This window comes from Cytobacillus sp. FSL R5-0377, from assembly GCF_038004385.1.
GTDB lineage: Bacteria > Bacillota > Bacilli > Bacillales > Cytobacillaceae > Cytobacillus.
Map to the genome: position 1 here is coordinate 1,933,404 of NZ_JBBORA010000001.1, position 25,727 is coordinate 1,959,130.

Sequence of the window (25,727 nt, forward strand, 5' to 3'; positions counted from 1 at the left end):
TATTTAGCCTTTATAGCTCTCCCGCCATTTAAGCCATCTTCTTTCAAAAAACCTTACAAACGAGTCTGAAGCCTTTCCAAATACTGCAAAAATAATAATTCCTGCAAATACAACCGTTGTTTGTGAAAACTGCCGGGCATCCGTAATTAAATATCCAATACCTTCGCTTGACCCCATGAGTTCCGCAGCAACGAGCGCAAGCCATGCTGCACCTAATGCAAGACGAAGCCCAAGCAGGATATTTGGCAGGGCTGAAGGAAGGATCAAATTCGTGATTTGCTTCCATCTGCTGAATTCAAGGACTTTGGCAACATCGAATAATTTGGCATCCACACTGCGTATGCCCAGGAAAGCATTAACATAGAGCGGAAAGAAAGCTCCTTTTGCAATAAGAAGAACCTTTGAGACTTCACCAAAACCAAACCACAAGATAAACAGCGGAATGACTGCAAGAGTAGGAATGGTACGAAGCATTTGCAGCGTCGGATCCAGCGTATGCTCCACCTTACTGGAAAAGCCGACAGCTAATCCCGCGATCAATCCAAGGGTTCCTCCAATAAGAAATCCTCCCAAGGCCCGCAAAAAGCTGACTTGAAAATGGTAAAGAAGATTGCCAGCAGTCAGCAGCTCGATAAATGAGCTGAAAATGCTGCTTGGCCTTGGCAGGAGTGTTTCAGAGATTAGCTGATAATAGCCAGCAAATTCCCACATAAGGAGGACGAGCAGCGGAAAAACCATCCCTCTTAAGAACACGCCCCATTTTTTATCACTGTTTCCTTTCAATTCTTTTATTTTCAATTTCGCTTTCTCCTGAACAAATACCCTCGGGTGAGCCCAGTCTGCTTTATTATTCAATCCTTACACCTCCGCTAGATTCCTGCCTGATCCATTAATTCAAGTTCATCTGCTTTTTCAAATTCATTCAAAATAAGCTGACGGAATTCCTGAAACGTCTTATTTGATTTTTTCCTTGGATGCGGCAAATTGATTTTCACCACTTTTTGAATGGTGCCTGGCCTTGCATTCATAATGACTACCCGATCTGCCAGATAAATAGCTTCATCTATATCATGGGTAACAAAAAGCATGGTAGTTTTATTCTCATGCCAAATATCAAGCAGCACCTCCTGCATATGTGATCTTGTGAACGCATCAAGAGCACCAAAAGGTTCATCCAGCAGCAATACCTTTGGATTTCGCAGAAGGGCACGGGCTATGGCCGCCCTTTGCGCCATCCCTCCCGAAAGCTCTCGCGGATACGCTTTGGCGAAACCCTCCAGTTTCACCAGCTGAATTAATTCTTTTACCTTATCTCTCACTTCTTTATTTCTTAATGTAAAGTTCGAGGCAATGTTCTTCTCCACCGTTTGCCAGGGAAATAGCCTGGGCTCCTGAAATATAAAGCCTTTATCTATACTGGGGCCTTTTACTTCCTTCCCGTCAATCTCCACAATGCCTTCCACATCTTTATCCAGACCCGCTATGATTTTCAACAGTGTGCTTTTCCCGCATCCGCTGGGACCTATAACCGTAATTAATTCACCATCTTCAACAGCTAAATGAATATCCTTTAAAGCCTGAACTTCCCCTTTTTCCGAAAGAAATGTCTTGCTTAAATCGCTAATTTCTAAAAAAGCCATTTGAAATCTCCCTCCTCTAATAGTTTCAGCTGTAAGTACAAATAAAAAAGACACGTTCTATGAAAATAGATATCGTGTCTTCTCCGGGGGACCGGTCGAATGACTGTCTGCTATAACAGAGCTTTGGTTTTTTGGGAGATGTCTGTTAGCTGTCCAAGCTGATCTGTAATTCTTTCAAGCAGTTCCTCATTTTTAATTGGATTTTCGAAATCCTCTTTATCCACATATTGGTCGGTGAGATACACACCTTTTAGTATGGTCTGGGCGCTTAGCGCAGCCAATAACGGCTTTAAGGAATAATCAATTGCCAGCAGATGGGCGGGACTTCCTCCCACCATTAATGGAAATACAGGCTTATCTTTAAAAACGTCTTGGGGCAGAATATCCAGCAATGCTTTCAAGGTCCCTGTATAAGAAGCTTTATATACCGGAGAAATAATAAGGATACCGCTTGCCTCCTTGATTTCTTCAGAAAGCTTTTTGATTGAAGGATCATCATACCGCCCTTCAATCAGAACATCGGCCGGAAAATCAAGTACAGAATATTCTTTTACGGTAAACCCTTGTTTAAAAGATTCCTTCCGCAGAAAGTTTACAAGTATAGAAGATCTTGAAACAGCAGATGGACTTCCCGATATAGCCACAAAATAACTCATAACCTTCATCCCCTTTCTTTTCAAAACACTACCCAACAATACCTATGGGCAAACTAGGAATAAAACCAAAAATAAACATCACCTCTTCCCATTATTAGACTCCACCCGTATTTTTTCCGTTATCTCCACTTGTGCCACTTTCCCTGCATGAAGGGTAATGACTACTGACCCATAATCAATATCCTTAATAGAAGATAAAATATACTTTTCATACTCAGCCGTGATTTTTGCCATTGTAATTACTCCCTTCCTTAAGATATTTATATGTTAAAATCATCAGGTATGAAGATTTTGAGCTGCTTCGGTTTAATGAATACTTCTTCCCCTTCTTTCAATCCCAGCCTGTGATACTTTTCTTTTGGGATTTCTGCCTCAAGATACTCATTGGTATCTTTCCTGACAAGTTCTATTTGTACGATCGGGCCAACTATATGCAAGTGGGATATTGCTGCGTGTACTGAATCATTTGAAGCTTCTCTGCTGATGCTGATATCATGCGCCCTTGCATAGCCTACTGCCTCCAGATTATCTGACCCTGCCCAATCCGGAATTTCCAAGGCTACTTCACCTTGCTTAAGCTTTCCATTTTTCAGCCTTCCCCTGAATAAATTGACGCTCCCTAAAAAGTCATATACAAAAGGAGTCTGGGGATTATCATATACTTCTTCCGGTGTTCCAACTTGCTCGATTTTCCCCTGATTCATCACGACAATCTTGTCAGCAACATCCAATGCCTCTTCCTGATCATGTGTAACAAATATGCTTGAAATCTGGAATTCGTCATGGAGTCTTCTCAGCCACCTTCTCAGCTCTTTTCTGACCTTCGCATCAAGAGCTCCAAATGGTTCATCCAATAAAAGAACCTTGGGTTCAACGGCCAATGCTCTTGCAAGCGCAACCCTCTGCCGCTGTCCCCCAGATAGCTGGGCAGGATACCGGTTTGCCAGGTCTTTCAGCTTTACAAGCTCCAGCAGTTCATAAACTTTGCTCTCAATTTCTTTTTTGCCAGGCCGCTCTTTCCTTGGCCTTACTCTCAGACCATAAGCGACATTATCAAATACGGTCATATGACGAAACAGTGCATAATGCTGGAAGACAAACCCAACTTTTCGTTCTTTAGCATTAATGGCGGTAATGTTCTCACTGTCAAAAAATATAGAACCCTTGTCAGCTGCTTCTAAGCCGGCAATAATCCGCAGCAAAGAGGTTTTTCCCGAACCAGAAGGGCCTAATAAAGCTACCAGCTCTCCTTTCTGGATTTCAAGATTGATATTTTCCAATGCCTGAAATGTTCCAAAGGCTTTGTAAACGGAATTTATCACGATACTCATTTCTGAATTCCCCTAACTTCTATGATTTCTATGCTCTTTCCTTTTTTCCATGCCATTCCAGAATGTTTTTTATAATAAGTGTGAAAATGGCCATTATCGACATTAAAGAAGCAATAGCAAACGCAGCAGCAAATTGATATTCGCCATATAGGATTTCAATATGCAGGGGCATTGTATTGGTGAGGCCTCTTATATGCCCGGATACGACCGAAACTGCCCCAAACTCGCCAATCGCACGCGCATTGCAGAGAATCATGCCGTAAAGAAGTGCCCATTTGATATTAGGCATGGTTACATGCCAAAATGTCTTCCATCCCCCTGCCCCAAGAGTGATTGATGCTTCCTCTTCTGCTGTTCCCTGTGCCTGCATCAGCGGAATCAATTCCCTTGCAATAAAGGGAATTGTTACAAAGATTGTCGCAAGAACAATACCAGGCACTGCAAATATAATCTTGATATCCCTCTCAAAAAGCCATTCCCCGAAAAGCCCCTGAGAGCCGAACAGCAAAACGAAAATTAAACCGGCAATGACTGGAGAGACTGCAAACGGAAGGTCAATCAGCGTAATAAGCAGGTTCTTTCCTTTAAAGTGAAACTTTGTAATGGTCCAGGCCGCCATGATGCCAAAGAAAGCATTCAGCGGAACAGCAATAATGGCTACCAATAGGGTCAGCTTAATCGCAGATAATGCATCTGGATTTGTAATTGCCTCCAGATAAACCGCGAGCCCCTTTTCAAAAGCCTGAACAAAAACCGTGACCAGCGGCAAGAACAGAAACAACCCCAAAAATATTAAAGCAAAACTGATTAACAGCCATTGAACCCATAAAGGATCCTTTGCTTCTCTCGTGCTCTTAAGCGGAGCATTACTAAGATTCATTGGTATATTCCCGCCCATATCACTACCCCTTTCTTTATAGAATGAACAAAGCCGAAAAGCCACTTAAAACTGAGTCTTCCAAGCCTATTGCGACATAAACTTTCTGTTCGTCCACCATTGAATAATATTGATAATAAATAACAGCAAAAACGACGCTACCAGCATGACAGTTGCAATGGCTGTAGCACCTGCATAGTCATATTGCTCAAGTTTTGTCATTATCAGCAGGGGTGTAATTTCCGTTTTCATGGGCATATTTCCTGAGATAAAAACGACTGACCCATACTCCCCAAGAGACCTTGCGAAGGCAAGAGTGAACCCTGCAAGTGCTGCCGGCAGCAATTCCGGGAAAATAACTTTTCTGAAAGTCTGAAAACGGCTTGCTCCGAGGGAGGCAGAAGCTTCCTCCACCTCTTTTTCAAGACTTTGCAGGACAGGCTGCACCATTCTTACCACGAACGGAAGCCCGATAAAAGTCAGAGCAATCACCACCCCGATTGGTGTAAAAGCCACCTTGAACCCCAGCAGGCTTCCAATCCATCCATTAGGTGAATATACAGTTGTCAGGGCAATGCCAGCAACTGCCGTTGGAAGAGCAAAGGGCAAATCTACAAGAGCGTCAATAATCTTCTTTCCCGGAAAGGAATATCTGACCAGAACCCATGCCAGGAGGACACCAAATACCATATTTATTAAACCAGCTGCCAAGGACGCACCAAAGCTCAGCTTGTAGGAGGCCATTACTCTTGGATCCAGCACCGTGCTCCAAAATGCAGCCCAGCCCATTTGAGAACTATAAAAAATGATCATGGACAGCGGCAATAAAACTAAAATACTAAGGTAAAGCATCGTATACCCCATTGTTAAGCCGAAACCTGGAAGCACACTATATTTTTTGAATTCCGTTCCTTTCGCTTTCCTCAACTCCATCACCTGGATCCTCTCATTCTCATGCTGTTTTATTGGAGGTAGATCTCATCAAATGTTCCGCCATCATTAAAGTGGGTTTCCTGTGCTTTTTGCCATCCTCCGAATTCTTCATCTACTGTAACGAATTCAATATCAGCAAACTGATCGGAGTATTTTTTCAGCACTTCAGTATTTCTCGGTCTGTAATAGTTCTTTGCTGCAATTTCCTGTCCGGTTTCACTGTACAAATACTTTAAATAAGCTTCTGCTGCAGCGGCCGTTCCTTTTTTCTCGGCTATTTTATCGACTACTGCTACAGGCGGCTCCGCAAGAATACTAAGCGATGGATTCACAATTTCAAATTTTTCTTTGCCCAGCTCATTGATGGATAAATAGGCTTCATTTTCCCATGCTATAAGAACATCTCCGATTTCCCGCTGAACAAATGTATTGGTTGAATCGCGGGCTCCTGAATCAAGAACCTCCACATTCTTATACAAATTTTTCACAAAGTCTTTGATCTGCTTTTCGTCTCCATTAAACTGCTTGCTCGCATAAGCCCATGCCGCAAGATAGTTCCACCTTGCCCCTCCTGATGTTTTTGGATTAGGTGTGATAACCGAAACATCTTCCCTGATTAGGTCATCCCAATCTTGAATATTTTTTGGATTCCCTTTTCGAACCAAAAAGACAATGGTGGATGTGTAAGGAGTAGAATTATCATCCAGTCTCTTCTGCCAGTCTTTATCGATGATTCCCCGCTTATTGGCTATTTCATCAATATCATAGGCAAGCGCCAAAGTGACGACATCCGCCTGAAGCCCGTCAATGACAGATCTTGCCTGCTTTCCGGAACCTCCATGTGACTGCTGAATCGTTACATCCTGCCCTGTTTCTTCCTTCCAGTATTTGATGAACTCCTGATTGAACTCCTGATAAAGCTCCCGTGTCGGATCATATGAAACATTTAAAAGTTCAATCGGATCCTTTCCTGAGCTGCCTTCATCTCCCGCTTTTCCACTGCTCTCCTGACTGCATCCTGTAATAGAAGACAAAGCCAGCAAACCAGCGGCCAATAATCCTACAAAAGAATTCTTTTTCCTGCCCATCCAAGATCTCTCCTTTTGATTGTCTTTATAAAAAAAGACCGCATGCTTAGTCCATAAGCAGCGGCCTTCAGTTTATCTGATCAGCTCAATATTCTTTTATCTATCAATTGTTCTCTTCCTGCATGGTCATGTTATTCGCATATTCGCGCTCAAGGTCAGATAAGGTTAACTCAAACAAATGGCGTTCCCCTTTCTTGTAGACTCCGGCGCTTATCAGACTATTAATTAAATATCTCTTTCTGCCTTCAACTGCCTTTCTTAGATACTTTGACACCTAACTCCCTCCCTGATTTACTCAATCAATAGCTCCCTTTGCTGCAAGTGCTTTTGGTTGACCAATCAGCGACAAAGCATAATTTCTGCTAAATTTATTATTCAGTGCATCATACTCGTCCTGCAGTGAAAACGTTACTGCAAGTGTATTTTTGACCATCACCTCCAGCGAATAATTATTAATACCAACAAAACACAGTGATTTACTCGGAATAAAGAGATAAAAAAAGCCCTCAAGTTCTTTTGGAACAAAAGGGCCTTTGGTTTTCCAATCGGCAATTAATTTGAAATTCTTGTTAGAAATGAATTTACAATGAATTATTAGAAAAGTCAATCCCCTTTTTTCTGATTTTTGTCAATTGGGCTTCTTTTTCTAATTGCTATAAGGCAGCGAATAGCATTCTGACTTTACTGCTGATAAACTCCGGCTAATTTGTTTGACTTTAAAAAAATTTTATTTTATAGTAATTGACGTATCAATCATTGACCTATCAATTATAAGGCGGGGATGCTGTGTTTAATTGTTCAAAGGAAGAAGAACTTATTGCGGCCCGGCTATTTGAGCTCAGTAAGCAGACAATGCCGAAGTTTGAGCGCTGTACAGGCATCAGCCAATCTCGGCTTGAGATTCTTCGGGAGCTTTTTGAAGCGGAGGAAATTACGCAGCGGGAGCTTCAGAAAAAAGTGAATATTGATCATGCTGCTGTCACCAGACACCTTAAGCAGCTAGAAGAAAAAGGCATGGTGATCCGCAGGAAAAACCCCGAAGATAACCGCTTTACTTATGTCAGTTTGACAGAGGAAGGCAAAGCGAAGATTGCTGCTTACTGCGAAGAAAAGCAGCGGTTTATTTCCAAAATCCTGAACGGCTTTTCGGAACTTGAGCGAAGCACACTATTAAATATGCTCACGCGCATCCAGAAAAGTGTAGATAAAATGTAATTTTCACATCCAGAAAAAACATAAAGGAGAGTTCATCATGAATAAAACCATTAACAATGACTTTAAAGAAATCATCACAGGCCGACGTTCCATCCGTAATTATGACCCAACAGTCAAAATCAGCCGAGAAGAAATGGCAGAAATCCTGGAAGAAGCTTCTTTAGCTCCTTCATCTGTAAACCTGCAGCCTTGGCGCTTTGTTGTCATTGATTCAAAAGAAGGCAAAGAAACACTGGCACCGCTCGCAAAATTCAATCAGAGACAAGTTGGGACATCAGCAGCTGTCATTGCTGTTTTTGTTGATATGAAAAGTGAAGTGTTTATTGAAGAAATTTATGATACTGCTGTTGAAAAAGGATACATGCCTGCTGAAGTAAGAGACCAGCAGGTGCCATCCATTAAGGGCTATTTTGAAAACATGACATTTGAGCAAAAGAAAGAAATGAATCTGATTGATGCCGGTCTCGTATCCATGCAGCTTATGCTCGCAGCACGTGCTCATGGCTATGATACAAATCCAATTGGAGGCTATGAAAAAGACCGCATTGCAGAAGCTTTTGATCTGGACAAGGAACGCTACTATCCTGTCATGCTAATCTCCATCGGGAAAGCTGCTGATAAAGGGTACAAATCCGTTCGCCTGCCTGTTGAAGAAATCACGGAGTGGAAATAACTCATTAAGGAGAGATTAAATATGATCATTATTCATGCCGGCTTCAAAGTCCAAGCTGAAAAGGAAACTGAATTTCTTGCTGAAATTAGTCCGCTGATCGAATCTTCAAGAGCAGAAGAAGGCAATATCACTTATGACCTCTTGAAGGATACAGAACAAGCAGGATCATATACGATGGTTGAATTATGGAAGGATATGGACGCAGTGAAGTTTCACAATCAGACGGACCATTTTACTGCATTTACAGCAAAAGCTCCTCAATATTTTACAGCACCTCCTCAGGTGAATGTGTATGATGCAAAGGCTGCGGACAGTAAGTAACAATAATGCAAAAAAACGCTTGAGATTTTATAATCCCAAGCGTTTTTTAATATCTAATTTACAAGCCTTTCCTGGCCGGCATGGAGTTTTTTCATTGCAAATCTTGCAATAGGCTGTGCAATCACCAGCTCAACCCAGAATGCAATTCCGAAATTCCTGAACCAGCTCTGGAAAAAGTTCTGAAACGGCTCCAGGCTTATTTGTTTGGAACCAATCCAGGTGCCTATTATAGTTAAAAGAATAGAAAGAATGGTCACATTCAATAGAGTATTTAATAAAACCCTGGCATTAAATCCGTCCGTTTCCCCAGCAAACCTTTGCATAATTCTGCCGGCTAACGGTCCCGCCACTAGCCTTACAAGCAAGACCACGATCACCCACATAAACGGAATAATCTTTAAAGTTTCCAAATAGGTTTCTTTACTGAAGCCGTGTTCCATTCCCACAATAATCGGTGCAATTGTGTTTACCGAAATAACAGAAATGATCAGCAAAAATAATATGCCTTCTTTTGCATTTTGAGGCAGCCTGTCCTCTTTATACATAATTTCCCCTCCGAAATTCAAACTAAAAATTTCAGATGGCAGACGTATCTTTCGACATATATTTTTGGCCAGTAAAGCCAATATCTCTACACACTGATTTAATAATTATACCAAATCAGCTATGGATGTTTCTAATGTTTTATTTACTGTTCTCTTTTTGGTCATGATAAGCAATGAGAATGACTTCTTCTCCCTTTTCCTCACTTAATCGCTTTTCCAGATTGTGCACCTGCTGCAGATCCCCATCAGACAAATTTGCAAATTGATATTCTTTATCCATTTTTTCATCACCTTTTTGTAATAGAATACCTAAAGTTTGTGTTTTTCAAGCATTTTTATTCACACTCTCTAGTTATTCCACAATACGGCAAAGGCTAGGATAGCTAACACCAGGCTCAGCAGCAATGACATGCCCCAATGCTTCTTTTCAGTCATTTTAAATAAAACATTCATCACTGAACTAATTGCCAGAAAAATAAAGAATACAAAAATAAAAATCATAAATTCCACTGCTTCTCAACCTGCCTTCTGCTCTGTTTTAGCAAGGGAAAAGAAGAGCTTTCCAAGACTCACAATGAAAAGGCGCAATTTCAACATAGCACAGACAGAAGGATGCAGGACAAAAGAAATTGGCCCCTTAAAATTAACAGGGCTTTTTCTATTTTCCCTCGCCTGTTCCTCAGCCTAAATCTTTCAAAACCGCCATTTCCTTTCCGAAGCGGTTGCCGTGGTCAGCAAACCCTAAACTTGCATAAAGGTTGTGTGCCCCAAGATTCTCGGGATGGTAGCCTACCGCAAGCTTTTTCGCATTCGGCAGTTTCTCCATCTCTGCAATCATCAGCTCTGTCGCTTTTTTGCCTATTCCCTTGCCCTGGTAAGTCTTATCCACCATGATCCGGTAAATCCAGTATGCATCCAGCTCTTCTATACATGTATTAAACATTAAGAAGCCGACCGCTTTATCATCCAAGTAAATCGCATATGGTTTCAGCCCTGTTTCAAACTTAGATTGCGCAATGGAAACAGCATTTGGCTCCATATAAGATTTTTGTTCCTCTGAAAGCTTTAATAAGCAGCAATCATACCAATTGTCTGCTGTTACTTCTTTAATTGTTATTTTGCCGGTATTCATATAAATTTCCCCTTTACATATTTTGGGGAAACGCTGATTTTAATTAGGCGTTCTCCCCTTAATTTGTTCCTTAATCACTAAAGTTTTATTTAGCATAATGAACGCCTCCTTTTACTAAATTATCAGAAATCACAAGACTTACTCATTATACTATAATATTCCAGTAATTACGCACATCTGATTTCAGTTATTTTTTCTATGAAAAGGCCATATATAATATATTGATTCAGCAAAAAAGGGGAGGATGCGATAATATGCCAGCGAAACAAATTCGTTTACGAAGAATTCAAAGCCTTGCTCACGACATTATGGTAGAAATGAATACAAAGGAAGACCATAAGAAGAATGAATCATACAGAACAGTGATTGATGACCTATCACGTGCGATTGGGGAACTTTCTGATCCATCGGGTGAATATTCATTGGATTATGTAGAAGAAAAAATCGGCACTGCCCATTATAAAATATTTAAAAACATGAAAAAGCTGACACCTCTTCGAAAAACAAAAGAATCGGCAAGATAAAATTTTTTGAATGAAACTGATAATTATTATCAATAATAGATAAAGAAGGTAACCAAATCGGTTACCCCTTGGTTTACATTCCAGGTTCAAAGGTTTTACAATCTGTCTCTTTGCTGTTGGAAGCCTGCTTGCCTGTGTGGCTCACAACGTAAATAGCATCTGCGGAGCACTTATTTCCTTTTTCCCAATAAGTGCAGTTATTTACTTCACAAAGTACATCTTTAGCCATTTATATCACCTCCTGGCCATTATTTTCTTCAAATCAGGACGGTGATATACATGGCCATCTATTTAACTGAATTCCATTCTTCTTTCAGAATCGCGTAATAATACTCATCCCACCACTCATCTCCATGTGGAATGCACTTTTTGAAAAAGCCTTCCCGCCTCATGCCGATTTTCTCCATCACGCGGTAAGATGGCGGGTTCTCAGGCTGGCAGGTTGCGATAATCCGGTGCAGGCCAAGCTCTTCAAAGCCATATTTCAATACCGCATAAGCGGCTTCTGACGCGTAGCCCTTATTATAGAACTTCGGATTAAACACCCAGCCGATTTCAAAGGTGTGATTGCCAAAATATTGATGAAATCCAATATGTCCAATCAGTACTTCTTCATTTTTAAGGAAGACAGGAAAATGCTTTGCATTTTCGACATTCTCGCGGATAAACTCTTTAGCAGCTTCTTTTGTAAAAACACCTTCTGGAATGTATCTCATTACTTCTGGATTTGATGTGTACTCATAAACGGCCTGCCAATCCTCTGTTGTAAAATTTCGGATCGTTAGCCTCTCTGTTTTAAGCTCCATTTCTAAACCTCTATTCAGCTGTGTTTTGATCCTATGTAATTCGTTGATTTCAGCCGGATTTCCTTTAAAAAAGCTGAGCGCACAGAAATTTTTTTATTCGCACAGAAAACACGGCTATCCGCACAGAAAAAATCTTATGCGCACATATTTCTCGGCTATCCGCACACAAATTAACCAGGCACCCCCTTTAATCTGAAAAAACCGCAATATTCATCATTCCGGACAGTACTTTCTGTCCTGTTCTTCAATTGGAGCGGGTTTTCCAAACAGATATCCCTGAAAAAGCTGGTATCCTCTGTCCCTAAGCCACTCAAAGTCTTCCCGGGTTTCAATCCCTTCTGCAAGCGGAACCGACTTCAGCCGAAATGCCTGCTGCAGGAAAGCTTCTGCGATCTTCTGTTTCCCATTATCTTTTGATACACCCTGTACATATTTCATATCCAGCTTCATATAATGCGGCTGCAGCTCGCTAAATAACTCGGCCGTGTTGAACCCGGCGCCCACATCATCAAGTGCATAGCGGAATCCTTTTTCCCTATAAAAAGCGAGGATCGTTTTCAAATGTTCAGTGTCGTCCACTTTATCTGTTTCCACTACCTCAAATACGAGTCGATTTGGATCTACACCTAAGCGGTTCGCAAGCTGTACCGTTGATTTCAGGCAGAACTCAGGTGAGTAAATGCTTGTAGGTATAAAATTGATGAATGCTTTTTATCAATAAACGAAGCAAACCTGACCGCCGTCATCCTGCACAGGCGATCGAGCGCATAAAGTCTGCTGCGCTTTCTGGCTGCACTAAATATTTCTCCCGGAAAAATGACCGACCCGTCCTCCCGGTAAAACCTCGCCAGCATCTCATAGGCGATCACTTCTTCATCTCCATTGAGAATCGGCTGTGCATGACAGGTAACCAGCCCATTGGCAATCAATTCATCAATCCACAAGCTATCCAGAATCTCTGCAACCTCCTCAATGGGGCGCCAAGCCTCATCGAATGACCTGAAGCTGACAGATTCAGCTTCCACCAAAACGCCTTTTTCGCTCCAAATGCTCAACCACATTTGAAAACATTCGGGAGTTTTGTTCTCCATCTGTTCTTACCTCAAATTGCAATTCCTGCACCACACAAGCATTACAGCTCATTTAAGCACATCCCATCACATGATAGTTCTTTTTTACTGCATTACTAGATTAACGATAGATCACGTACTATAAAAGCAAAAAAGACCACCCACGGCCTCAGCCGAAGATAGCCTTTTTAGAAATCATTCATACCGCAAGGATTCAATCGGACTCAGCCTTGAAGCTTTATTGGCTGGAAGCAGTCCGAAGATGATCCCGATCATCATTGAAAAGAACAGGGCTCCGGCGACCACCTGCCAGGAAATGAGAGATGGCCATCCGGCAAAGAACGAAATGAGAGATGCCGAGCCCCAGCCCAGCAGAATGCCCAGCAATCCGCCGATCAAGGTCAAGGTGACAGATTCGATTAAAAACTGTCCCATAATTTGTCCCCTGGTCGCTCCGAGTGCTTTGCGGATACCGATTTCCCTCGTTCTTTCCGTTACAGAAACGAGCATGATATTCATGACGCCAATTCCGCCTACAAACAGCGAGATGCCGGCAATACTGCCGATGATTAATGTCATCACCTTTGTAATCTGGCCGATTCCTTCTGCCATTTCTTCCATATTGATGACCATATAAGATTCTTCTGTATTATGCATTTTATTAAGTAAGCTGGCAGCCTTCTTTCCCGCAGTTTGAAGCTGATCAGCGGATTCTGCCTGAAGCGTCACCTGGGTAAAGTCACTCTTCCCATATATAGTCTGCCATGTTTTAGTAGGCACATAGATCTCCAGAGCACCGAATGAAAAGAGACCTGTCGGTTTTTTCATAACGCCAATAATCTCAATCGGCTGGTTCCCAATCCGGATTACTTCACCAACCGGCGACTTGCCGTCAAAGAGTTCCTCCTGCAAAGAAAAGCTGACAAGCCCCACCCTTCGTCCGCCAAGGAAATCTGCAGCGGTGAAGGACCGACCTTTTTCCAGATCCACATTATTCAGCTCAAAATAGGCAGGACCTACCCCTGTTGTTGAAGTCTCTGCAGTCTGTTCTCCATACGCAGCCTGTGAAAACTGCGAGCTTGAAGCAACTACCCGTTTTATCTCGGGAATCTGCTCCAGTGCTTTGATATCTTCCCCTTCAAAAGGAGCTTCATTAAATATGTTTGGGTTGGCCTGAATCTCCTCGTCAGAAGGCTGGTAAAATAATTCCACTGTATTGCCCGGGCCTGTCAGCTGCGTTTTTAGCATCGCTTCTCCGCCCTGGCCAATTGCGACCACAATGATAACTGCCCCCACACCAATAATGATCCCGATTATGGTTAAAATAGATCTCATCTTATGCGCCTTCAATGAGCTAAGCGCCATTTTGACGTTCTCTAAAAAGCTCATGTAGGCGCCCCCCTCCTGAAAGGTTCAGCGTTCACAATCAGACCGTCCCTCACCATAATCGTGTGATGAGCATATTCTGCTATTTCAGGTTCATGTGTTACCATTACAATCGTTGCCCCTTCATGGTTAAGCTCACTGAACAGCTCCATAATGGAGGCGCTTGTTTTCGTATCAAGTGCACCTGTCGGTTCATCCGCTAAGATAATTTTCGGCTCGTTCACAATCGCCCGGGCGATGGCAACCCGCTGCTTCTGCCCTCCTGATAAGGCATTGGGCAGATGATCTATCCGATCGGCCAGGCCCACTTTAACCAGCGCAGCTTCTGCCCTTTCCACTCGTTCCTTTTTGGCAATGCCGCTGTAAATCATCGGCAGCTCCACATTTTGAATAGCCGTCAGCCTCGGAAGCAGATGAAACTGCTGAAAAACAAACCCAATCGACTGATTTCTGACATTGGCCAGCTCTGCTTCCGAATAATCGGATATATTCTCTCCATCCAGTTCATATATTCCTTCTGTCGGCAGATCAAGGCACCCAATAATGTTCATAAGGGTGGACTTGCCCGATCCGGAGGGTCCCATAATAGCTACAGATTCACCTTGCTCAATGCTTAGGTTAATTCCTTTTAACACTTCAATATTTTCTTTTCCAGCCTGATAGGCCTTGGTTATGCCTCTGAGGTTGATCATTCCGTATCCACTTCCATGCCGTCTTTCAGCTGATCTGATGGATTCGTAATGATCAAATCCTTCTCTTTAAGTCCGTCCGTTATCTCGATTTTATTCCCCGAAGTGACACCTGTCTCCACTTCCAGTTTATAACTTTTCTGATCTCTGACCACGAATACATATACACTGCTGTCTCCCGTTGCCACTGCATTTGCCGGAACAGTGAGCGCCTTCTTTTTATCCGTTTCGATTTCCATAATGAGCTGAAAACCCGGTTTCAGTGACATTTCCTTCACCGTAACCGCTACCCGGTACTGCGGTGCACTACTTTCAGCAGGGTTAATTCCCTGGTTCTCTTCAGGCATATCAGCTACTTCGGTGACTACACCTTTCCATTCCTTATCAGGAATCGCAGCGGAACGGAGGGTCACTTTCTGCCCCTCTTTGACCTTCAATGAATCGAATTCTGAAAGCAGTCCCGATGCTCCGATTGTTTTCAGATCCCCGTTATAAATGACCGGCTTTCCTGCCGAAGATGGATCTGAAGAAGGTTCTTTGTTCACCTGGAACACCACTCCATCCATTGTGCTCTTAATCTCTAAATCTTCCAGCCGCTTTTCAATATCCTTCTTCTGCAGAAGCACCTGGCTTAATTCCAGATTCGCCAATCGCTTTTCCAGCTTTAGCTGATCCCTTTCAGGCTGTATCTGTTTCTCAGCTTCTTTTTTCCCAGCCTGTTTGCGCAGCTCTTTTTCCTTATCACCCAGCTCATCTTCCTGCTTTTCCAGCTGATTGATCTTTAGATAACCAGACTCAGCCTGGAGTTTAACCTTTTCCAGTTCCAGGGTTAGAGCCTGTTCATCAAACCTGGCTAAAACCTCTCCTTTTTTGACTGAATCCCCTTCTTCCACCAGGAACTCCTTTATTTCTCCTTTTTCAGGTGAAGCATATATCTTCTGTTCATTCATCAGCTTCACTGTTCCAGGAATCATGATCTGTTCTGTTATTTCCTCCTGCACCGGATGGGCAGTTTTTACTTCTGGCCCTTTCGCGAACGCCTGTCTATAGATGCTTACGCCAGCCATTAGCAGTACCACTGCCGTCACTCCGATGGCGATCCAAACTTTCTTTTTCATTTACACACCAGTCATTCCTGAGAGGGTATTGCCAAGTAAAGCAAACAGAATGCCAATAATGAAGAACGCAATCGCAATGCCCCAAGCCCAGCCTTTTGATAATCCTGCCACCCTCTGCAGCCCCAGCGCCGTGATAACGGACTGCCAAATACTGAATAGCTCAATAGATCCTAAGACTCCCGGCTTATCACTATTCATCAGCCCTGCTAAACTAGTAATATAAATTTCTGGATTTCCGCCGATGGCCGCTCTCAAGGCCATGTTCAGGATAATACCAAATCCGCCAATCACTATAATATAGACATTCATAGAGAATAGCTGCTTAAATGTCGCATCCGATCCTGCTATCTTCGTGAAGATCATATAAATAGCACTTGAAACCAGCGCCACAAATACCGGAGTAAAAATGCCTGTAATGGCTACCCCGCCCCTGGCAAACATCATCACCATTTCCGCTTCCGCGTCACTAATCCCATCAAGCCCCAAATAAGAAGCATCCATCGACATAGCCATCAAAAACATGCCGATTGAATAAATAATACTCACCAATATGAGCGGCACCCAAACTCTCGGATTCTGTCTGATTCGGTCAAACTGCTCCCCCGGACTCCAAATCATCCCAAGCAAACTCGGTTTTGCACTGCTCGTTTTGACTTCCTGTTCCATATTGAACACTCCTATTCTAGTTAAAAATAATTCCACTATGCATTACGGAATTATATAGAAAAGGTTTCAAAAGATTACATTTTTATCCTAAAAATATGGTTCTCATGTTCTTCATTGTAAAAGCTTATTCGCACCTGGCCGGGAAGGATCAAAAACTCGTTCAACATCAAAAAAACCTTTTAATACATCACTTTGTCCAGTCAACGCTGCACGCATACGGATTCCGTCTAAATTTATGCGTGCTTGCCGGAAGTAATCCGGTCCTATTTGAGACCAGGAAGTGCTTGATGCATCAACATTGGCATAATAAGCAAAACCCATGCTTTTCAATAAATCATATTTTTCACCTGAATACCGGTGCCAGTCTCCAATATCACTGCCAAACGCGAAAATAATGGTGTTTACAGGTCCTGTAATCGGTTCAACCTCTCGTTTCCATTTAAGCAGATCTCTTTCTAAATGTTCTATAGATACTTTCCCTGCATCGAGGTGTCCCCACGTATGTGAGGCAAACGTCCACCCCTTCTGCTTCATTACATTTGCTACTTTTTTCGCCTGCTGCTGATCCTTTTTAATGTTTGGATTAGGTTTTTCACTATTCGGGCCATAGGCGCTCTCCGAAGTTCGATATCCCAATACTCCGTTATATCCGGTTAATGCAATAATTCCTTTTGATCCCTTATAGGAGAAATCCGGGTGCTGTTCAACAAAGTCATCCACGATGGGAACCAGGTCATACGCTCCATGAATGGCTTCTCCTTTGTCATTTAGATAAGTATTTGTGATATTTCCATTAGCATCAATCGTTAAATTTTTGGGGAATCCGTCTCCCATCATGTACTCATAATAACTGACATCATCCTGGGACAGCACCAATGGCTTTTTATCAGGAGGCAATAAAATATCCTGATAAACCATTTCCCCCTCTGAATTGGGTTTTGCAATATCATCAAGATTTACAAGGATGTATCCTCTTTTATATAATTCGTTTAAGATTTTTTTACATTCATCAATGGTTACCATGTAATCCAGATAGCCTTGAGTCATACTGTCACCATCAAATGCCTTAGAAGCATCTGCAATCAATGAGTGGAAAAACAAATGAGGAATCTTGCTGTTATCTTGCCACTTGACGAGATGATTCCTTTGTTTTTCGTAAGCATCTAAAGCCCTCTGTATGTCTTCATCACCAGAAATACCTGCTTGCTTTAATAGTGTAATAGCTTTTTCGTAATCGTATTGTTGGGATGAAACCTTAGCCTCGGCTAACAGCTTTTCTTTCTCTTCCCTGGTCTTGCTGGGGATGGCCCTTTTTTCAAGGACGGATTCATGACTGGAGTGATAGTTTACCACCGCCGCTGTGTCTGCTGATAATTTTAAACCCTGACAGCCTGCCATAATAAAGAGACTGAGCATAGCCCCTATCAAAGCAAAATACTTTCTCATTTTAAGGCACTCCTTTGTGAATGATGAGTGAATTTTCTTCATATCAGAGGGTGCCGCTAAGATTGTGGAGTTATAAAGAACCCTCTCATTTAATAGACGAGAGACCTTCTTTTTTTGTTTCTGCATTTATAAAATCAGGAGATTTCTCCCCTGATATCATTCCTAAACAGCCTTCCGCTGAAAATAAAAATAGCCGCCCAGATAAAACAATAAAAAGAATCCGCCGATTACAGTCATAAGCTGTTCCCATGGAATAAAGAAAATATCATTGCTGTCTGATGCTGGGTACATCATGGCAAACGGCTGTGCCCATGGATAATAAGGGCCGACTTTTTCAGAGTTCATCGCCAGAATTGATGGCAGCGTAAAAATGACATTGACAGCAAATGGTGCCGCAAAGCTTTTGAACCAGACAGACATCCACAGCTGCAGCGCAACTAATGGGAACGCTGCGACCCAGCCTCCCAGTATGCTCTTCCAGACAATTGCCGCCGGGAACGGATCTGCCACGCCTTTATAAAATCCTGCTCCGGCAATCGCAGCCAAATAACATAACTGGATAAATAAAACCAGCAGGATTATCAGAACATATTTTGCTGCAAACACTTTTCCCCTTGTGACTGGCAGCGCCAAAAGCTGCTTCCAGCCCCCGGCCTGATGCTCATAACGGCAGACAAGGCTTGCCAGGACCCCAGTCATTAACGGCAAAAAGAGAACACCATATGGCAGATTCATATAAATTAAAAGCATATACCATTCATTCATGACTCCCGCCGCTGAAGATGTATCTGCCCCTATCCCTGCCCCCAGCCCAATCAGCGGTCCTGCTAAAAGGATGCCAATAATGCTTGATTTACGCAGTTTAAACCACTCCGACTTCAAAATAGACAGCATCTATTTCACATCCCTTCTCGCAAAATCAATCATGCCGGCTGTATATAATAAAACCCCGGCTCCAATGCCAAGCAAGACGTTGATGAGCGGTTCATTCCACTCATTCAGCAGCATCGGCCATTTCCAAATCAGCCAATCCGGCAAAGTATAACCGGCATATGTCAGAATCACACCCAGAATTCCCAGAGTGATTGGTACACCCTGGTTTACACTTACAGTGGCTATCCAAAGCTGCAGCGCCAAAACTGGCAAAGCCGCAAAAAAAGGATAAAAGCTATATTTTAGCAGTCCCGTATATGGAATCTCCCCGCCCAAATCCAGAGACAATCCAAAAGTAAGTGCGAACAGCATCAAAAGCACAGAAGAAGTCAGAAGAAGAATCGACAGCACCATGAACTTCGATAAATATACGCTCATTTTCGAAACCGGCAGTGCTATCAGCTGTTTCCAGGCACTCGTTTCATTTTCAATGCTCGACATAAAAGACGTCAGGATGACGATGCCCAGCACAATCGCAAGCGGTGTAAAGGAATGGATATTGTCCAAATAATACCCCCATCGGTCATCATTCTGGCTGAACAAATAATCCTTGCGCACTCCGTAATTGACCATCTGCATGGCGACTACCCCAATTGGGCCCAGTACAGTCAGGATCCAGATTCCCTTCCTCTTAATCTTCATAAATTCAGCTGCCAGCAGTTTTCCCATCATCCGGCCTGCTCCTCCCTTGTCATCTGAAGGAAAATGTCCTCCAATGACCGCTTCTCTTCTTCCACCCGGTAAACGGAGAATCCATCTGCTACAAGTCCGCGCACAGCCTCAGCCACTTGCTCATCCGATTGCTGCGGCAGCGAAATGATGCCGCTATCCAAACCAGCCTTCAATCCTTTTCCCAGAAGGGAGCGCCAGGCTTTGTCGCTTTCACTGACCTTTAATAAAACGGATTGCTGTGAAAACATGCGCATCGCTTCGATTGAATCTTGAAATATCATTCTTCCTTTCGTGACAATCCCAACTGTTGTCGCCATCTGATCAATCTCTGAAAGTAAATGACTGGAGATTAACACGGTCATGCCATATTCGGATGGCAGGGTTTTTATGAGATTGCGGATTTCAATAATCCCTGAAGGATCCAAACCGTTAGTCGGCTCATCCAGAATCAGCAGTTCCGGGTTATTCAGCAGCGAAGCAGCAATTCCGAGTCTCTGCTTCATCCCCAGTGAGAAACCCTTTACTTTTTTATTACTAGCATCTGTCAGCCTGACAATCTCCAATACCTCATCGATTCTCTTTTTCGGCACACCCAATATTTTTCTCATTGCTTCCAGATTTTCTTTTGCCGTTAAATGCGGGTAATAGGATGGTGATTCAACAAGGGACCCTACCCGTCCTAATATATTTAGTCTTTCTTTCTTTAAATCTCTTTGAAAAATCTCTATTCTGCCTGAAGTGGGCTTCATCAGCCCCAAAAGCATCCGGATCGTTGTCGTCTTCCCGGCACCATTGGGGCCCAGAAATCCATAGATTTCTCCTTTGGGTATTTTCATTTCCAGATCCGTTACAGCTTTCTCCTGTCCAAAATGCTTTGATAAACTTTCTGTTCTTACGATATACTCCAATCCTCTCACCTCACTTTCCATCTTAGGGGATGAAGGTTAAAACAAAGGTAGAGGAAAGTTTAAAATTGGTTTAAATTTCTAACCGCTTACTTATGTATTTCAAAGAATCTTTTCCAAAACATTGTTGTTTTTTGATTATGAAATCTACCCGCTGATTTCCGCTCCAATCAACTCAGCATATTAAACTAGGTTATGAAAAAGCAACAAACTTTACGAAAACAGCCATTTCAAAAAATGCTTGTTCCAGATTGGTTTCCCTTGTCCGGGAGGCTGGTGCCTGCTCTGCATTAGAGTTTAAGCCTTGAACCTATGAATTACCTTATTAAAGACAAGAGCTTTTAATATATTTAAAAAAGGATCTTCAACTGGAAGATCCTTTTAGGTATAAGAAAAAATGACTCCTTTATTTACTTTTTGATGATATCGTTTTTTCGGTCAGAACCTCCAATGCATCCCTTACATCATTGGCAAAGCGAATAGGTCTTTCTACTTTTTCAAAATGGATATACATCAGCCTTGGGTCATCAAAGAGCCAATGATTATGAAAAGCAGTCACAATAATATCATGCTTACGAAGCTCACTGATGAATGGGTTTATCTCTTCCTGCAGGATGACTGTTTCTCCACTGCAAAGTGCCCGGCCATCTGCTGTCAGTGATTCAAATGCAAACATTTGAGGAATCAATAAAAAGGAATTCCCCCTCCTCCCAAGAACACGCGGCCTAATATTTGTACGGGATTTCATAACAATGCAAACCCCGTTTTCAAATGTATTCATGCTGCCTTCCAAAATTTCGTTGAACTCTTCACAAAGTTCTTCTCCCCGTCTGTTTGATGACCTTTGTCCCCTCCCTGACCTTCCAATATTGCGGGTAGTTAATAAATCCAGCGCATTCCTTACTTTTCTGGCAAAATTTAATGGTTCGTCAATCGATTCAAAATGCATATACATTAACCTTGGATTTTCAAAAAGCCAGTGATTATGAAGGGCAGTGACTATGATTCCATCTTCACGCAAGCTGGTCATAAATGGGTTAACTTCCTCCTGCAGAAGGACTGTTTCACCAAGACATAATGCCCTGCCGTCCCGATCAAAATTTTCAAATGAATAGGCCTGTGGAACAAACATAAAGGATTCAGCTCTCCGGCCTAATACAACCGGGTGGATATTTGTACGGGAATTAGTCGCAGTACAAACTCCATTTACTACAGAAGGAACCGACCCCAGTATTTGGGCAAATTCCTGACAAAGTTCGTCTGGCTGTATGTTGTTCATGTTATCCAATTTCAAATCATCTCCTGAGAATAATATTTCTAGATATCGTATTCTGGAGCGTAAATCGGGAGCCTGACTATTATTTGGAAACACATGAACAGGATTTTTCTACTATTTCCCTTGGTTAACCAACTTTATTATAGGTAATAACCCCTTAGACTTTTACAAATAAATACATTTTTAATATATTTTTAAGACTAAATGACTTCAACAAATTATATTTACTTAAATCTCTTGATTCTAATCGCTGTACCTTCATCACCGGATTCCATCTCCCAATCCAGCTTCATGCCCTTTACCATTAAATCGATAATAGATAAGCCAATTCCGGCTCCCTTTTCACCGGAACTGTTTTTCATACCCTTCCCATGGTCGATAAAAATAATTTCATCATACTCATCTGCAGAGTTAGTCGCCACTTCAAGGTAAAGCCCCTCCTTCGCATGCCGAAGCACATTTTGCAGGATGTTATCAAAAATACGGCTAAGCCATATCGGGTCTGCCAGCCATTTCTTTTCAAACGGTTCTAATTCAATGACCATTTCAAAATGTTCCTTTTCAAAAACCGGATACCATGATGCCATACTTTCACGAACAAACCGGACAGCATCCAGCTCGATCAGCTCCAGCTTATGCTTGCTCGCCATTAATAGCGTATAGCTCATTAAATTTTCAATCAGTCTATCAATATTGACTATTGAAGTTTCCAGCGCTTTAACAGCCTGTTTTCCTTCCGGCGATAGATTTTCCTTTGCAATCGAGTATGTTTGCGCATTGATTTTTGTTAAAGGCGTCCTCAGGTCATGGGAAAGATTAGCGATTAGCTCCCTCCGCAACTGTTCTTCCTCCTGCTCACGCAGCTTGCTATTCTTGAGCTCTAAGACCATTTCATTAAACGTCTGTTCCAGCTGGCCGATTTCATCATTCTTGTGCACATCGATACTGATCGGCAGATGATCCTTATCACGTCTCTCCATCGCCTCCTGGAGATAAAGGAGCCTTTTACGGATCCCCCGAAAGAATAGGAAGGAAACGATGATAAACAAGGAAATGATCAAAAGCAGACCGGCCCCTAAGAGGAGTCCGTATTTCTCTGTTAAAAGCACGGCCGGAGGTAGAAATAGATTCCTCGGTATTTCCAGAACGATAAAACCGTTCCTTTCATCGCCGCCAATAAAGCTTATTACCGTAAATGGATTCCCGCCATACCGTTCCTTAATAAACTTGGCTGTAAAGGCAGGTGTCCAATTAGCAGGCAGATCCCCCTTCACATCCAGCTGCTCCATTAAGCTACCCTTTTCATCAACCCAAAACATCGAGGCATCAGGATATTTCTTTTTCCACCTAGAAAAATGATTAAGAACGGTTTCCTTTGAAGCCCCCTCCAGTTCTTTTACATCCGCATGCCATTTTTCTTCAATTTGAGTGGGGTCTGGTTCATTCTTGTTCTGATCTCCTAAAATTTTTTCCTCAAGGCCCATAGCCAACACAGCCACAAGTAAATAAGCTGCCTGAAAAAGAAACAAGGCAACCAGAATTATCGCCATATACTTCGCCTGCAGTGATTGAAAAAATCTTTTCATATCTTCACCCTGTAGCCGATTCCGCGAATGGTCTCAATGATTTCTGGACGAGAAGGATTCTTCTCGAGCTTTTCACGAAGATAGCGGATATGCACCATCAGAGTTTTGTCGCCCTCCATGTATTGCTCTCCCCAAACGCCTTCATAGAGCTGCTCTTTTGTCAGAATCTGATTCAGATGGCGAATGAAGAACTGAAAGAGCTGATATTGCTTGCCTGTCAATTGAATTTCCTCGTCTGCCTCCCGGTCGATAATCCGCATATCTTTGGTATGCACCTGCAGGTGGTGAAGCTCCAGCACCTGATCATTTTTCTGAAAGCGCCTTAACAATACTTCAATCCTTGCAGCCAGTTCATCCGGCTGGAAAGGCTTTGTCAGATAATCATCAGCAAAACTCAGGCCCTCCAGCTTATCCTCCACTGCCGTCCGTGCTGAAAGCATAAGCACCGGCATGTCATTCTTTACCTTCTTAATCCGCTTCCCAAGCGAAAAGCCGTCAAGCCCCGGAAGCATCACATCCAAAATCGCAATATCCGCTTCAGAAAGATAATTTTCCATGCCTTCCCCCGACTGCAGCCAGGTTACCTCATGGCCTCTTTCTCCTAAATCTTTTTTCAGCCAGCTGCCAATATCGTTTTCATCTTCTATGTATAAAATTCGAGCCATACTCCCCACCCTTTCAATCATCTTGAACATCATCATATAAGTTCCCGATCCAACAAATATTTCCTTCTTTGATACTTGCTATTGAACGGATTCACTTTTCATACTTCCTATGTAAAAAAACATCCGCTATTAACAACGAATGCTTTTTATAAGTTCCTAATTCAGCTTCTCCCTTACAGAGCTCCGGAATTGGCTATTTGTCAGAAGTTCCAGCTGAAAACTGTTCATATTCCTTGAAAGCTCTTTAAATTCAGCATTACTCAGATCATTTGCAAAGAATGCCATCTCGGTGCGATTGCCTTCTTTATCCGTTGCATACATGCTGATAGTGAAAACAAAGGCTGTTGAACCGCCCTTTTGCCCTGCATGCCGAAGCCACTCCCGGTTGCTGGGATTTTTCATCAGCTGCTCCAAAACTGGGTCCAAATAAGAATGGACTTCTTTTGAAAAATAGTTCTTACCATTCAATCGTTTCATAAGATCTGCATAATCGCCAGCAGAAGCCCGCGGAAGCCTATCGGACCAGATTCTTTGAAACTCCATATCAAGATCCTTTACTACTTTCTCCTTCTCCCTCTCATTAGGAGGCCGGCTTTCCCATTTTTGATGGATCTCTATAGCTCTAGTTCGAAACTCTTCCAGGGTCATGCCCTTCAATTCATTAAGCGCCTCGTCTTTTGTTAATCTCTTTTCCTCCATCAGCTCCATTGGGATAAAAAGGGCACTGACAATCGGATACATCTTTTCATGACTGGCAAGCTTCAGTTCGTTTGCAAGTCTATTTACATTTTCAATTCCCAGGACATTCAGCAGGAAATCGGTATTTGCATTCGAACTGTATGCAATCATTCCATTTGCCACTTCGCTGAGAGGAACACTCTCACCCTCTTCTGAAAGACTGTCAATCCAAGCCTGGTGGGCTCCGCCATCTGTTTTAGGAACATAATACGTTTCCAAGGTCTTTAAATCGACTTTTTCTTCAGGGTCTATTTCTTCTGCCGCTGCCTGTCGTGCATATTCAATGGCTACGATAATTTTAACTGTGCTGGCTAAAGGAAGCGGCAGATCCTCATTGATTTTGACCCAGCCTTCATCATTGTGCCGAATAACCAAAGCCATATTCTCTGTGTTCTTGTGTTCCTGAACATACCCGATAACTGACTCAGGATCACCGCTGCTTTTCCCCTTTAGATACATAAAAATAGCAAAAGCTGCCCCCAGAATAACAACGATCACAATGATTATCCTAAACATCTTCAATAAAAAGAAAACCTCCCTGATTACGCTGTACTGTTAAATACGATAGGTAATCATGGAAGTTTCATTTCTATGGAAAAAACTATTTATTTTTTTATTCCGCTTCTTAAACCAGAGATAACAAGCGGAACCGATTTGGCTTATGCTGTTCCCCGAAAAAAACAGCTAAGATTGGGATCCTTTTTCGTTTATAGCAAATTCAATCAAACGTTTGATTGAACAAAAAAGTTTATTTTATTTCCACATCAAAACTGCTAAAAACATAATCACAGGGCATAGCCACTTAAAAAGAATGCAAACTAAAAACGCAGATAAAA

The 25,727-nt window shown here is 42.4% G+C and carries 34 protein-coding genes; 4 read left to right on the forward strand and 30 right to left on the reverse strand.

Annotated features, from left to right (window positions below; all coding sequences use genetic code 11):
• Positions 1 to 3 precede the first annotated feature (3 nt).
• The 10 genes from NSQ49_RS09825 to NSQ49_RS09870 all read right to left on the reverse strand — a co-directional run bounded on the left by NSQ49_RS09825 (position 4) and on the right by NSQ49_RS09870 (position 7,132).
• The gene (locus tag NSQ49_RS09825) at positions 4 to 798 is read right to left on the reverse strand and encodes an ABC transporter permease (protein ID WP_251283593.1); all 795 of its coding nucleotides are present in this window, start codon (positions 796 to 798) and stop codon (positions 4 to 6) included.
• A gap of 71 nt (positions 799 to 869) precedes the next feature.
• Positions 870 to 1,640 carry an ABC transporter ATP-binding protein gene (locus NSQ49_RS09830; protein ID WP_251283577.1) on the reverse strand — a complete coding sequence of 257 codons (771 nt, stop codon included), beginning with the start codon at positions 1,638 to 1,640 and terminating at the stop codon, positions 870 to 872.
• A gap of 110 nt (positions 1,641 to 1,750) precedes the next feature.
• Complete coding sequence (gene ssuE / locus NSQ49_RS09835) at positions 1,751 to 2,296, reverse strand: NADPH-dependent FMN reductase (protein ID WP_251283578.1); 546 nt, start codon at positions 2,294 to 2,296, stop codon at positions 1,751 to 1,753.
• A 78-nt stretch (positions 2,297 to 2,374) separates the two neighbouring features.
• Positions 2,375 to 2,530 (reverse strand): YezD family protein, encoded by a 156-nt coding sequence (locus NSQ49_RS09840; RefSeq protein WP_159862379.1) that lies wholly within the window; start codon positions 2,528 to 2,530, stop codon positions 2,375 to 2,377.
• A 26-nt stretch (positions 2,531 to 2,556) separates the two neighbouring features.
• Entirely contained in the window at positions 2,557 to 3,627 is a 1,071-nt protein-coding gene (locus NSQ49_RS09845; RefSeq protein WP_251283579.1) for a sulfate/molybdate ABC transporter ATP-binding protein, read from the reverse strand.
• Between the two features lie 28 nt (positions 3,628 to 3,655).
• Positions 3,656 to 4,525, reverse strand: a complete 870-nt coding sequence (cysW, locus tag NSQ49_RS09850) for a sulfate ABC transporter permease subunit CysW (RefSeq protein WP_251283580.1) — start codon at positions 4,523 to 4,525, stop codon at positions 3,656 to 3,658.
• Between the two features lie 66 nt (positions 4,526 to 4,591).
• The gene (gene cysT, locus NSQ49_RS09855) at positions 4,592 to 5,437 is read right to left on the reverse strand and encodes a sulfate ABC transporter permease subunit CysT (RefSeq protein ID WP_159862382.1); all 846 of its coding nucleotides are present in this window, start codon (positions 5,435 to 5,437) and stop codon (positions 4,592 to 4,594) included.
• A gap of 29 nt (positions 5,438 to 5,466) precedes the next feature.
• Complete coding sequence (locus tag NSQ49_RS09860) at positions 5,467 to 6,525, reverse strand: sulfate ABC transporter substrate-binding protein (protein WP_251283581.1); 1,059 nt, start codon at positions 6,523 to 6,525, stop codon at positions 5,467 to 5,469.
• A 103-nt stretch (positions 6,526 to 6,628) separates the two neighbouring features.
• Positions 6,629 to 6,799, reverse strand: a complete 171-nt coding sequence (locus NSQ49_RS09865; protein WP_159862384.1) for a Fur-regulated basic protein FbpA — start codon at positions 6,797 to 6,799, stop codon at positions 6,629 to 6,631.
• Between the two features lie 21 nt (positions 6,800 to 6,820).
• Positions 6,821 to 7,132 (reverse strand): hypothetical protein, encoded by a 312-nt coding sequence (locus NSQ49_RS09870; RefSeq protein WP_159862385.1) that lies wholly within the window; start codon positions 7,130 to 7,132, stop codon positions 6,821 to 6,823.
• A gap of 179 nt (positions 7,133 to 7,311) precedes the next feature.
• Here NSQ49_RS09870 and NSQ49_RS09875 point away from each other — a divergent pair, with 179 nt between their 5' ends.
• Genes NSQ49_RS09875 through NSQ49_RS09885 form a run of 3 tightly spaced genes read left to right on the forward strand, consistent with a single transcriptional unit; the run spans position 7,312 to position 8,734 of the window.
• Entirely contained in the window at positions 7,312 to 7,740 is a 429-nt protein-coding gene (locus tag NSQ49_RS09875) for a MarR family winged helix-turn-helix transcriptional regulator (protein ID WP_159862386.1), read from the forward strand.
• A gap of 37 nt (positions 7,741 to 7,777) precedes the next feature.
• The gene (locus tag NSQ49_RS09880) at positions 7,778 to 8,413 is read left to right on the forward strand and encodes a nitroreductase family protein (protein WP_159862387.1); all 636 of its coding nucleotides are present in this window, start codon (positions 7,778 to 7,780) and stop codon (positions 8,411 to 8,413) included.
• A gap of 21 nt (positions 8,414 to 8,434) precedes the next feature.
• Positions 8,435 to 8,734, forward strand: coding sequence for a putative quinol monooxygenase (locus NSQ49_RS09885; RefSeq protein WP_159862388.1), 300 nt, complete (start codon positions 8,435 to 8,437; stop codon positions 8,732 to 8,734).
• A gap of 53 nt (positions 8,735 to 8,787) precedes the next feature.
• Here NSQ49_RS09885 and NSQ49_RS09890 read toward each other — a convergent pair whose 3' ends face one another.
• From NSQ49_RS09890 to NSQ49_RS09905, 4 genes are all read right to left on the reverse strand, one after another.
• Positions 8,788 to 9,279 (reverse strand): hypothetical protein, encoded by a 492-nt coding sequence (locus tag NSQ49_RS09890; protein ID WP_251283582.1) that lies wholly within the window; start codon positions 9,277 to 9,279, stop codon positions 8,788 to 8,790.
• A gap of 139 nt (positions 9,280 to 9,418) precedes the next feature.
• Positions 9,419 to 9,559: a hypothetical protein gene (locus NSQ49_RS09895; RefSeq protein ID WP_201306457.1), complete on the reverse strand. Its 141-nt coding sequence runs from the start codon at positions 9,557 to 9,559 to the stop codon at positions 9,419 to 9,421.
• A gap of 68 nt (positions 9,560 to 9,627) precedes the next feature.
• Positions 9,628 to 9,789, reverse strand: coding sequence for a hypothetical protein (locus NSQ49_RS09900; RefSeq protein ID WP_201306458.1), 162 nt, complete (start codon positions 9,787 to 9,789; stop codon positions 9,628 to 9,630).
• Between the two features lie 169 nt (positions 9,790 to 9,958).
• Complete coding sequence (locus NSQ49_RS09905; protein ID WP_159862390.1) at positions 9,959 to 10,411, reverse strand: GNAT family N-acetyltransferase; 453 nt, start codon at positions 10,409 to 10,411, stop codon at positions 9,959 to 9,961.
• A 254-nt stretch (positions 10,412 to 10,665) separates the two neighbouring features.
• On the opposite strand from NSQ49_RS09905, the gene NSQ49_RS09910 reads away from it, so the two are divergent.
• Positions 10,666 to 10,935: a hypothetical protein gene (locus NSQ49_RS09910; protein WP_159862391.1), complete on the forward strand. Its 270-nt coding sequence runs from the start codon at positions 10,666 to 10,668 to the stop codon at positions 10,933 to 10,935.
• Positions 10,936 to 11,008: 73 nt separating this feature from the next.
• On the opposite strand, the gene NSQ49_RS09915 is transcribed toward NSQ49_RS09910, so the two are convergent.
• The 16 genes from NSQ49_RS09915 to NSQ49_RS09990 all read right to left on the reverse strand — a co-directional run bounded on the left by NSQ49_RS09915 (position 11,009) and on the right by NSQ49_RS09990 (position 25,407).
• Positions 11,009 to 11,164 carry a DUF1540 domain-containing protein gene (locus NSQ49_RS09915; RefSeq protein WP_159862392.1) on the reverse strand — a complete coding sequence of 52 codons (156 nt, stop codon included), beginning with the start codon at positions 11,162 to 11,164 and terminating at the stop codon, positions 11,009 to 11,011.
• A 58-nt stretch (positions 11,165 to 11,222) separates the two neighbouring features.
• On the reverse strand, positions 11,223 to 11,741 hold the full coding sequence (locus NSQ49_RS09920) for a GNAT family N-acetyltransferase (RefSeq protein ID WP_251283583.1): 519 nt from the start codon (positions 11,739 to 11,741) through the stop codon (positions 11,223 to 11,225).
• A gap of 213 nt (positions 11,742 to 11,954) precedes the next feature.
• Entirely contained in the window at positions 11,955 to 12,443 is a 489-nt protein-coding gene (locus tag NSQ49_RS09925) for an EAL domain-containing protein (RefSeq protein ID WP_311315901.1), read from the reverse strand.
• A complete protein-coding gene (locus NSQ49_RS09930) occupies positions 12,398 to 12,832 on the reverse strand; it encodes a hypothetical protein (RefSeq protein WP_341070720.1) in 435 nt (144 codons plus the stop codon). Before NSQ49_RS09930 ends, NSQ49_RS09925 begins: the two co-directional genes overlap by 46 nt.
• 174 nt (positions 12,833 to 13,006) lie before the next feature.
• Positions 13,007 to 14,200, reverse strand: a complete 1,194-nt coding sequence (locus tag NSQ49_RS09935) for an ABC transporter permease (RefSeq protein ID WP_251283585.1) — start codon at positions 14,198 to 14,200, stop codon at positions 13,007 to 13,009.
• Positions 14,197 to 14,889 carry an ABC transporter ATP-binding protein gene (locus tag NSQ49_RS09940; protein WP_159862395.1) on the reverse strand — a complete coding sequence of 231 codons (693 nt, stop codon included), beginning with the start codon at positions 14,887 to 14,889 and terminating at the stop codon, positions 14,197 to 14,199. Before NSQ49_RS09940 ends, NSQ49_RS09935 begins: the two co-directional genes overlap by 4 nt.
• Positions 14,886 to 16,004, reverse strand: coding sequence for an efflux RND transporter periplasmic adaptor subunit (locus NSQ49_RS09945; RefSeq protein ID WP_251283586.1), 1,119 nt, complete (start codon positions 16,002 to 16,004; stop codon positions 14,886 to 14,888). The genes NSQ49_RS09940 and NSQ49_RS09945 overlap by 4 nt, the downstream gene beginning before the upstream one ends.
• The gene (locus NSQ49_RS09950) at positions 16,005 to 16,670 is read right to left on the reverse strand and encodes a Yip1 family protein (protein ID WP_251283587.1); all 666 of its coding nucleotides are present in this window, start codon (positions 16,668 to 16,670) and stop codon (positions 16,005 to 16,007) included.
• Between the two features lie 111 nt (positions 16,671 to 16,781).
• Entirely contained in the window at positions 16,782 to 18,116 is a 1,335-nt protein-coding gene (locus NSQ49_RS09955) for a polysaccharide deacetylase family protein (protein ID WP_251283588.1), read from the reverse strand.
• A gap of 162 nt (positions 18,117 to 18,278) precedes the next feature.
• Complete coding sequence (locus NSQ49_RS09960) at positions 18,279 to 19,010, reverse strand: ABC transporter permease (RefSeq protein WP_159862399.1); 732 nt, start codon at positions 19,008 to 19,010, stop codon at positions 18,279 to 18,281.
• Positions 19,011 to 19,721 carry an ABC transporter permease gene (locus NSQ49_RS09965; protein WP_159862400.1) on the reverse strand — a complete coding sequence of 237 codons (711 nt, stop codon included), beginning with the start codon at positions 19,719 to 19,721 and terminating at the stop codon, positions 19,011 to 19,013.
• A complete protein-coding gene (locus NSQ49_RS09970; RefSeq protein ID WP_159862401.1) occupies positions 19,718 to 20,629 on the reverse strand; it encodes an ABC transporter ATP-binding protein in 912 nt (303 codons plus the stop codon). Before NSQ49_RS09970 ends, NSQ49_RS09965 begins: the two co-directional genes overlap by 4 nt.
• A 403-nt stretch (positions 20,630 to 21,032) precedes the next feature.
• The gene (locus NSQ49_RS09975; RefSeq protein ID WP_159862454.1) at positions 21,033 to 21,905 is read right to left on the reverse strand and encodes a DUF1259 domain-containing protein; all 873 of its coding nucleotides are present in this window, start codon (positions 21,903 to 21,905) and stop codon (positions 21,033 to 21,035) included.
• Between the two features lie 221 nt (positions 21,906 to 22,126).
• Positions 22,127 to 23,488, reverse strand: a complete 1,362-nt coding sequence (locus tag NSQ49_RS09980) for a sensor histidine kinase (protein ID WP_159862402.1) — start codon at positions 23,486 to 23,488, stop codon at positions 22,127 to 22,129.
• On the reverse strand, positions 23,485 to 24,153 hold the full coding sequence (locus NSQ49_RS09985; RefSeq protein WP_159862403.1) for a response regulator transcription factor: 669 nt from the start codon (positions 24,151 to 24,153) through the stop codon (positions 23,485 to 23,487). The genes NSQ49_RS09980 and NSQ49_RS09985 overlap by 4 nt, the downstream gene beginning before the upstream one ends.
• A gap of 156 nt (positions 24,154 to 24,309) precedes the next feature.
• On the reverse strand, positions 24,310 to 25,407 hold the full coding sequence (locus NSQ49_RS09990) for a serine hydrolase (RefSeq protein ID WP_236566133.1): 1,098 nt from the start codon (positions 25,405 to 25,407) through the stop codon (positions 24,310 to 24,312).
• Between the last annotated feature and the right edge of the window lie 320 nt (positions 25,408 to 25,727).

Coding starts and splice junctions, on each gene's coding strand:
- NSQ49_RS09860 (WP_251283581.1), bottom strand. CDS start 6,525: ATGGGCAGGAAAAAGAATTCTTTTGTAGGATTATTGGCCGCTGGTTTG.
- NSQ49_RS09965 (WP_159862400.1), bottom strand. CDS start 19,721: ATGATGGGAAAACTGCTGGCAGCTGAATTTATGAAGATTAAGAGGAAG.
- NSQ49_RS09930 (WP_341070720.1), bottom strand. CDS start 12,832: ATGGAGAACAAAACTCCCGAATGTTTTCAAATGTGGTTGAGCATTTGG.
- ssuE (WP_251283578.1), bottom strand. CDS start 2,296: ATGAGTTATTTTGTGGCTATATCGGGAAGTCCATCTGCTGTTTCAAGA.
- NSQ49_RS09905 (WP_159862390.1), bottom strand. CDS start 10,411: ATGAATACCGGCAAAATAACAATTAAAGAAGTAACAGCAGACAATTGG.
- NSQ49_RS09920 (WP_251283583.1), bottom strand. CDS start 11,741: ATGGAGCTTAAAACAGAGAGGCTAACGATCCGAAATTTTACAACAGAG.
- NSQ49_RS09885 (WP_159862388.1), top strand. CDS start 8,435: ATGATCATTATTCATGCCGGCTTCAAAGTCCAAGCTGAAAAGGAAACT.
- NSQ49_RS09895 (WP_201306457.1), bottom strand. CDS start 9,559: ATGGATAAAGAATATCAATTTGCAAATTTGTCTGATGGGGATCTGCAG.
- NSQ49_RS09830 (WP_251283577.1), bottom strand. CDS start 1,640: ATGGCTTTTTTAGAAATTAGCGATTTAAGCAAGACATTTCTTTCGGAA.
- NSQ49_RS09990 (WP_236566133.1), bottom strand. CDS start 25,407: ATGTTTAGGATAATCATTGTGATCGTTGTTATTCTGGGGGCAGCTTTT.
- cysW (WP_251283580.1), bottom strand. CDS start 4,525: ATGGGCGGGAATATACCAATGAATCTTAGTAATGCTCCGCTTAAGAGC.
- NSQ49_RS09880 (WP_159862387.1), top strand. CDS start 7,778: ATGAATAAAACCATTAACAATGACTTTAAAGAAATCATCACAGGCCGA.
- NSQ49_RS09980 (WP_159862402.1), bottom strand. CDS start 23,488: ATGAAAAGATTTTTTCAATCACTGCAGGCGAAGTATATGGCGATAATT.
- NSQ49_RS09975 (WP_159862454.1), bottom strand. CDS start 21,905: ATGAACAACATACAGCCAGACGAACTTTGTCAGGAATTTGCCCAAATA.
- NSQ49_RS09890 (WP_251283582.1), bottom strand. CDS start 9,279: ATGTATAAAGAGGACAGGCTGCCTCAAAATGCAAAAGAAGGCATATTA.
- NSQ49_RS09935 (WP_251283585.1), bottom strand. CDS start 14,200: ATGAGCTTTTTAGAGAACGTCAAAATGGCGCTTAGCTCATTGAAGGCG.
- NSQ49_RS09940 (WP_159862395.1), bottom strand. CDS start 14,889: ATGATCAACCTCAGAGGCATAACCAAGGCCTATCAGGCTGGAAAAGAA.
- NSQ49_RS09955 (WP_251283588.1), bottom strand. CDS start 18,116: ATGAGAAAGTATTTTGCTTTGATAGGGGCTATGCTCAGTCTCTTTATT.
- cysT (WP_159862382.1), bottom strand. CDS start 5,437: ATGGAGTTGAGGAAAGCGAAAGGAACGGAATTCAAAAAATATAGTGTG.
- NSQ49_RS09915 (WP_159862392.1), bottom strand. CDS start 11,164: ATGGCTAAAGATGTACTTTGTGAAGTAAATAACTGCACTTATTGGGAA.
- NSQ49_RS09945 (WP_251283586.1), bottom strand. CDS start 16,004: ATGAAAAAGAAAGTTTGGATCGCCATCGGAGTGACGGCAGTGGTACTG.
- NSQ49_RS09845 (WP_251283579.1), bottom strand. CDS start 3,627: ATGAGTATCGTGATAAATTCCGTTTACAAAGCCTTTGGAACATTTCAG.
- NSQ49_RS09910 (WP_159862391.1), top strand. CDS start 10,666: ATGCCAGCGAAACAAATTCGTTTACGAAGAATTCAAAGCCTTGCTCAC.
- NSQ49_RS09960 (WP_159862399.1), bottom strand. CDS start 19,010: ATGCTGTCTATTTTGAAGTCGGAGTGGTTTAAACTGCGTAAATCAAGC.
- NSQ49_RS09950 (WP_251283587.1), bottom strand. CDS start 16,670: ATGGAACAGGAAGTCAAAACGAGCAGTGCAAAACCGAGTTTGCTTGGG.
- NSQ49_RS09985 (WP_159862403.1), bottom strand. CDS start 24,153: ATGGCTCGAATTTTATACATAGAAGATGAAAACGATATTGGCAGCTGG.
- NSQ49_RS09840 (WP_159862379.1), bottom strand. CDS start 2,530: ATGGCAAAAATCACGGCTGAGTATGAAAAGTATATTTTATCTTCTATT.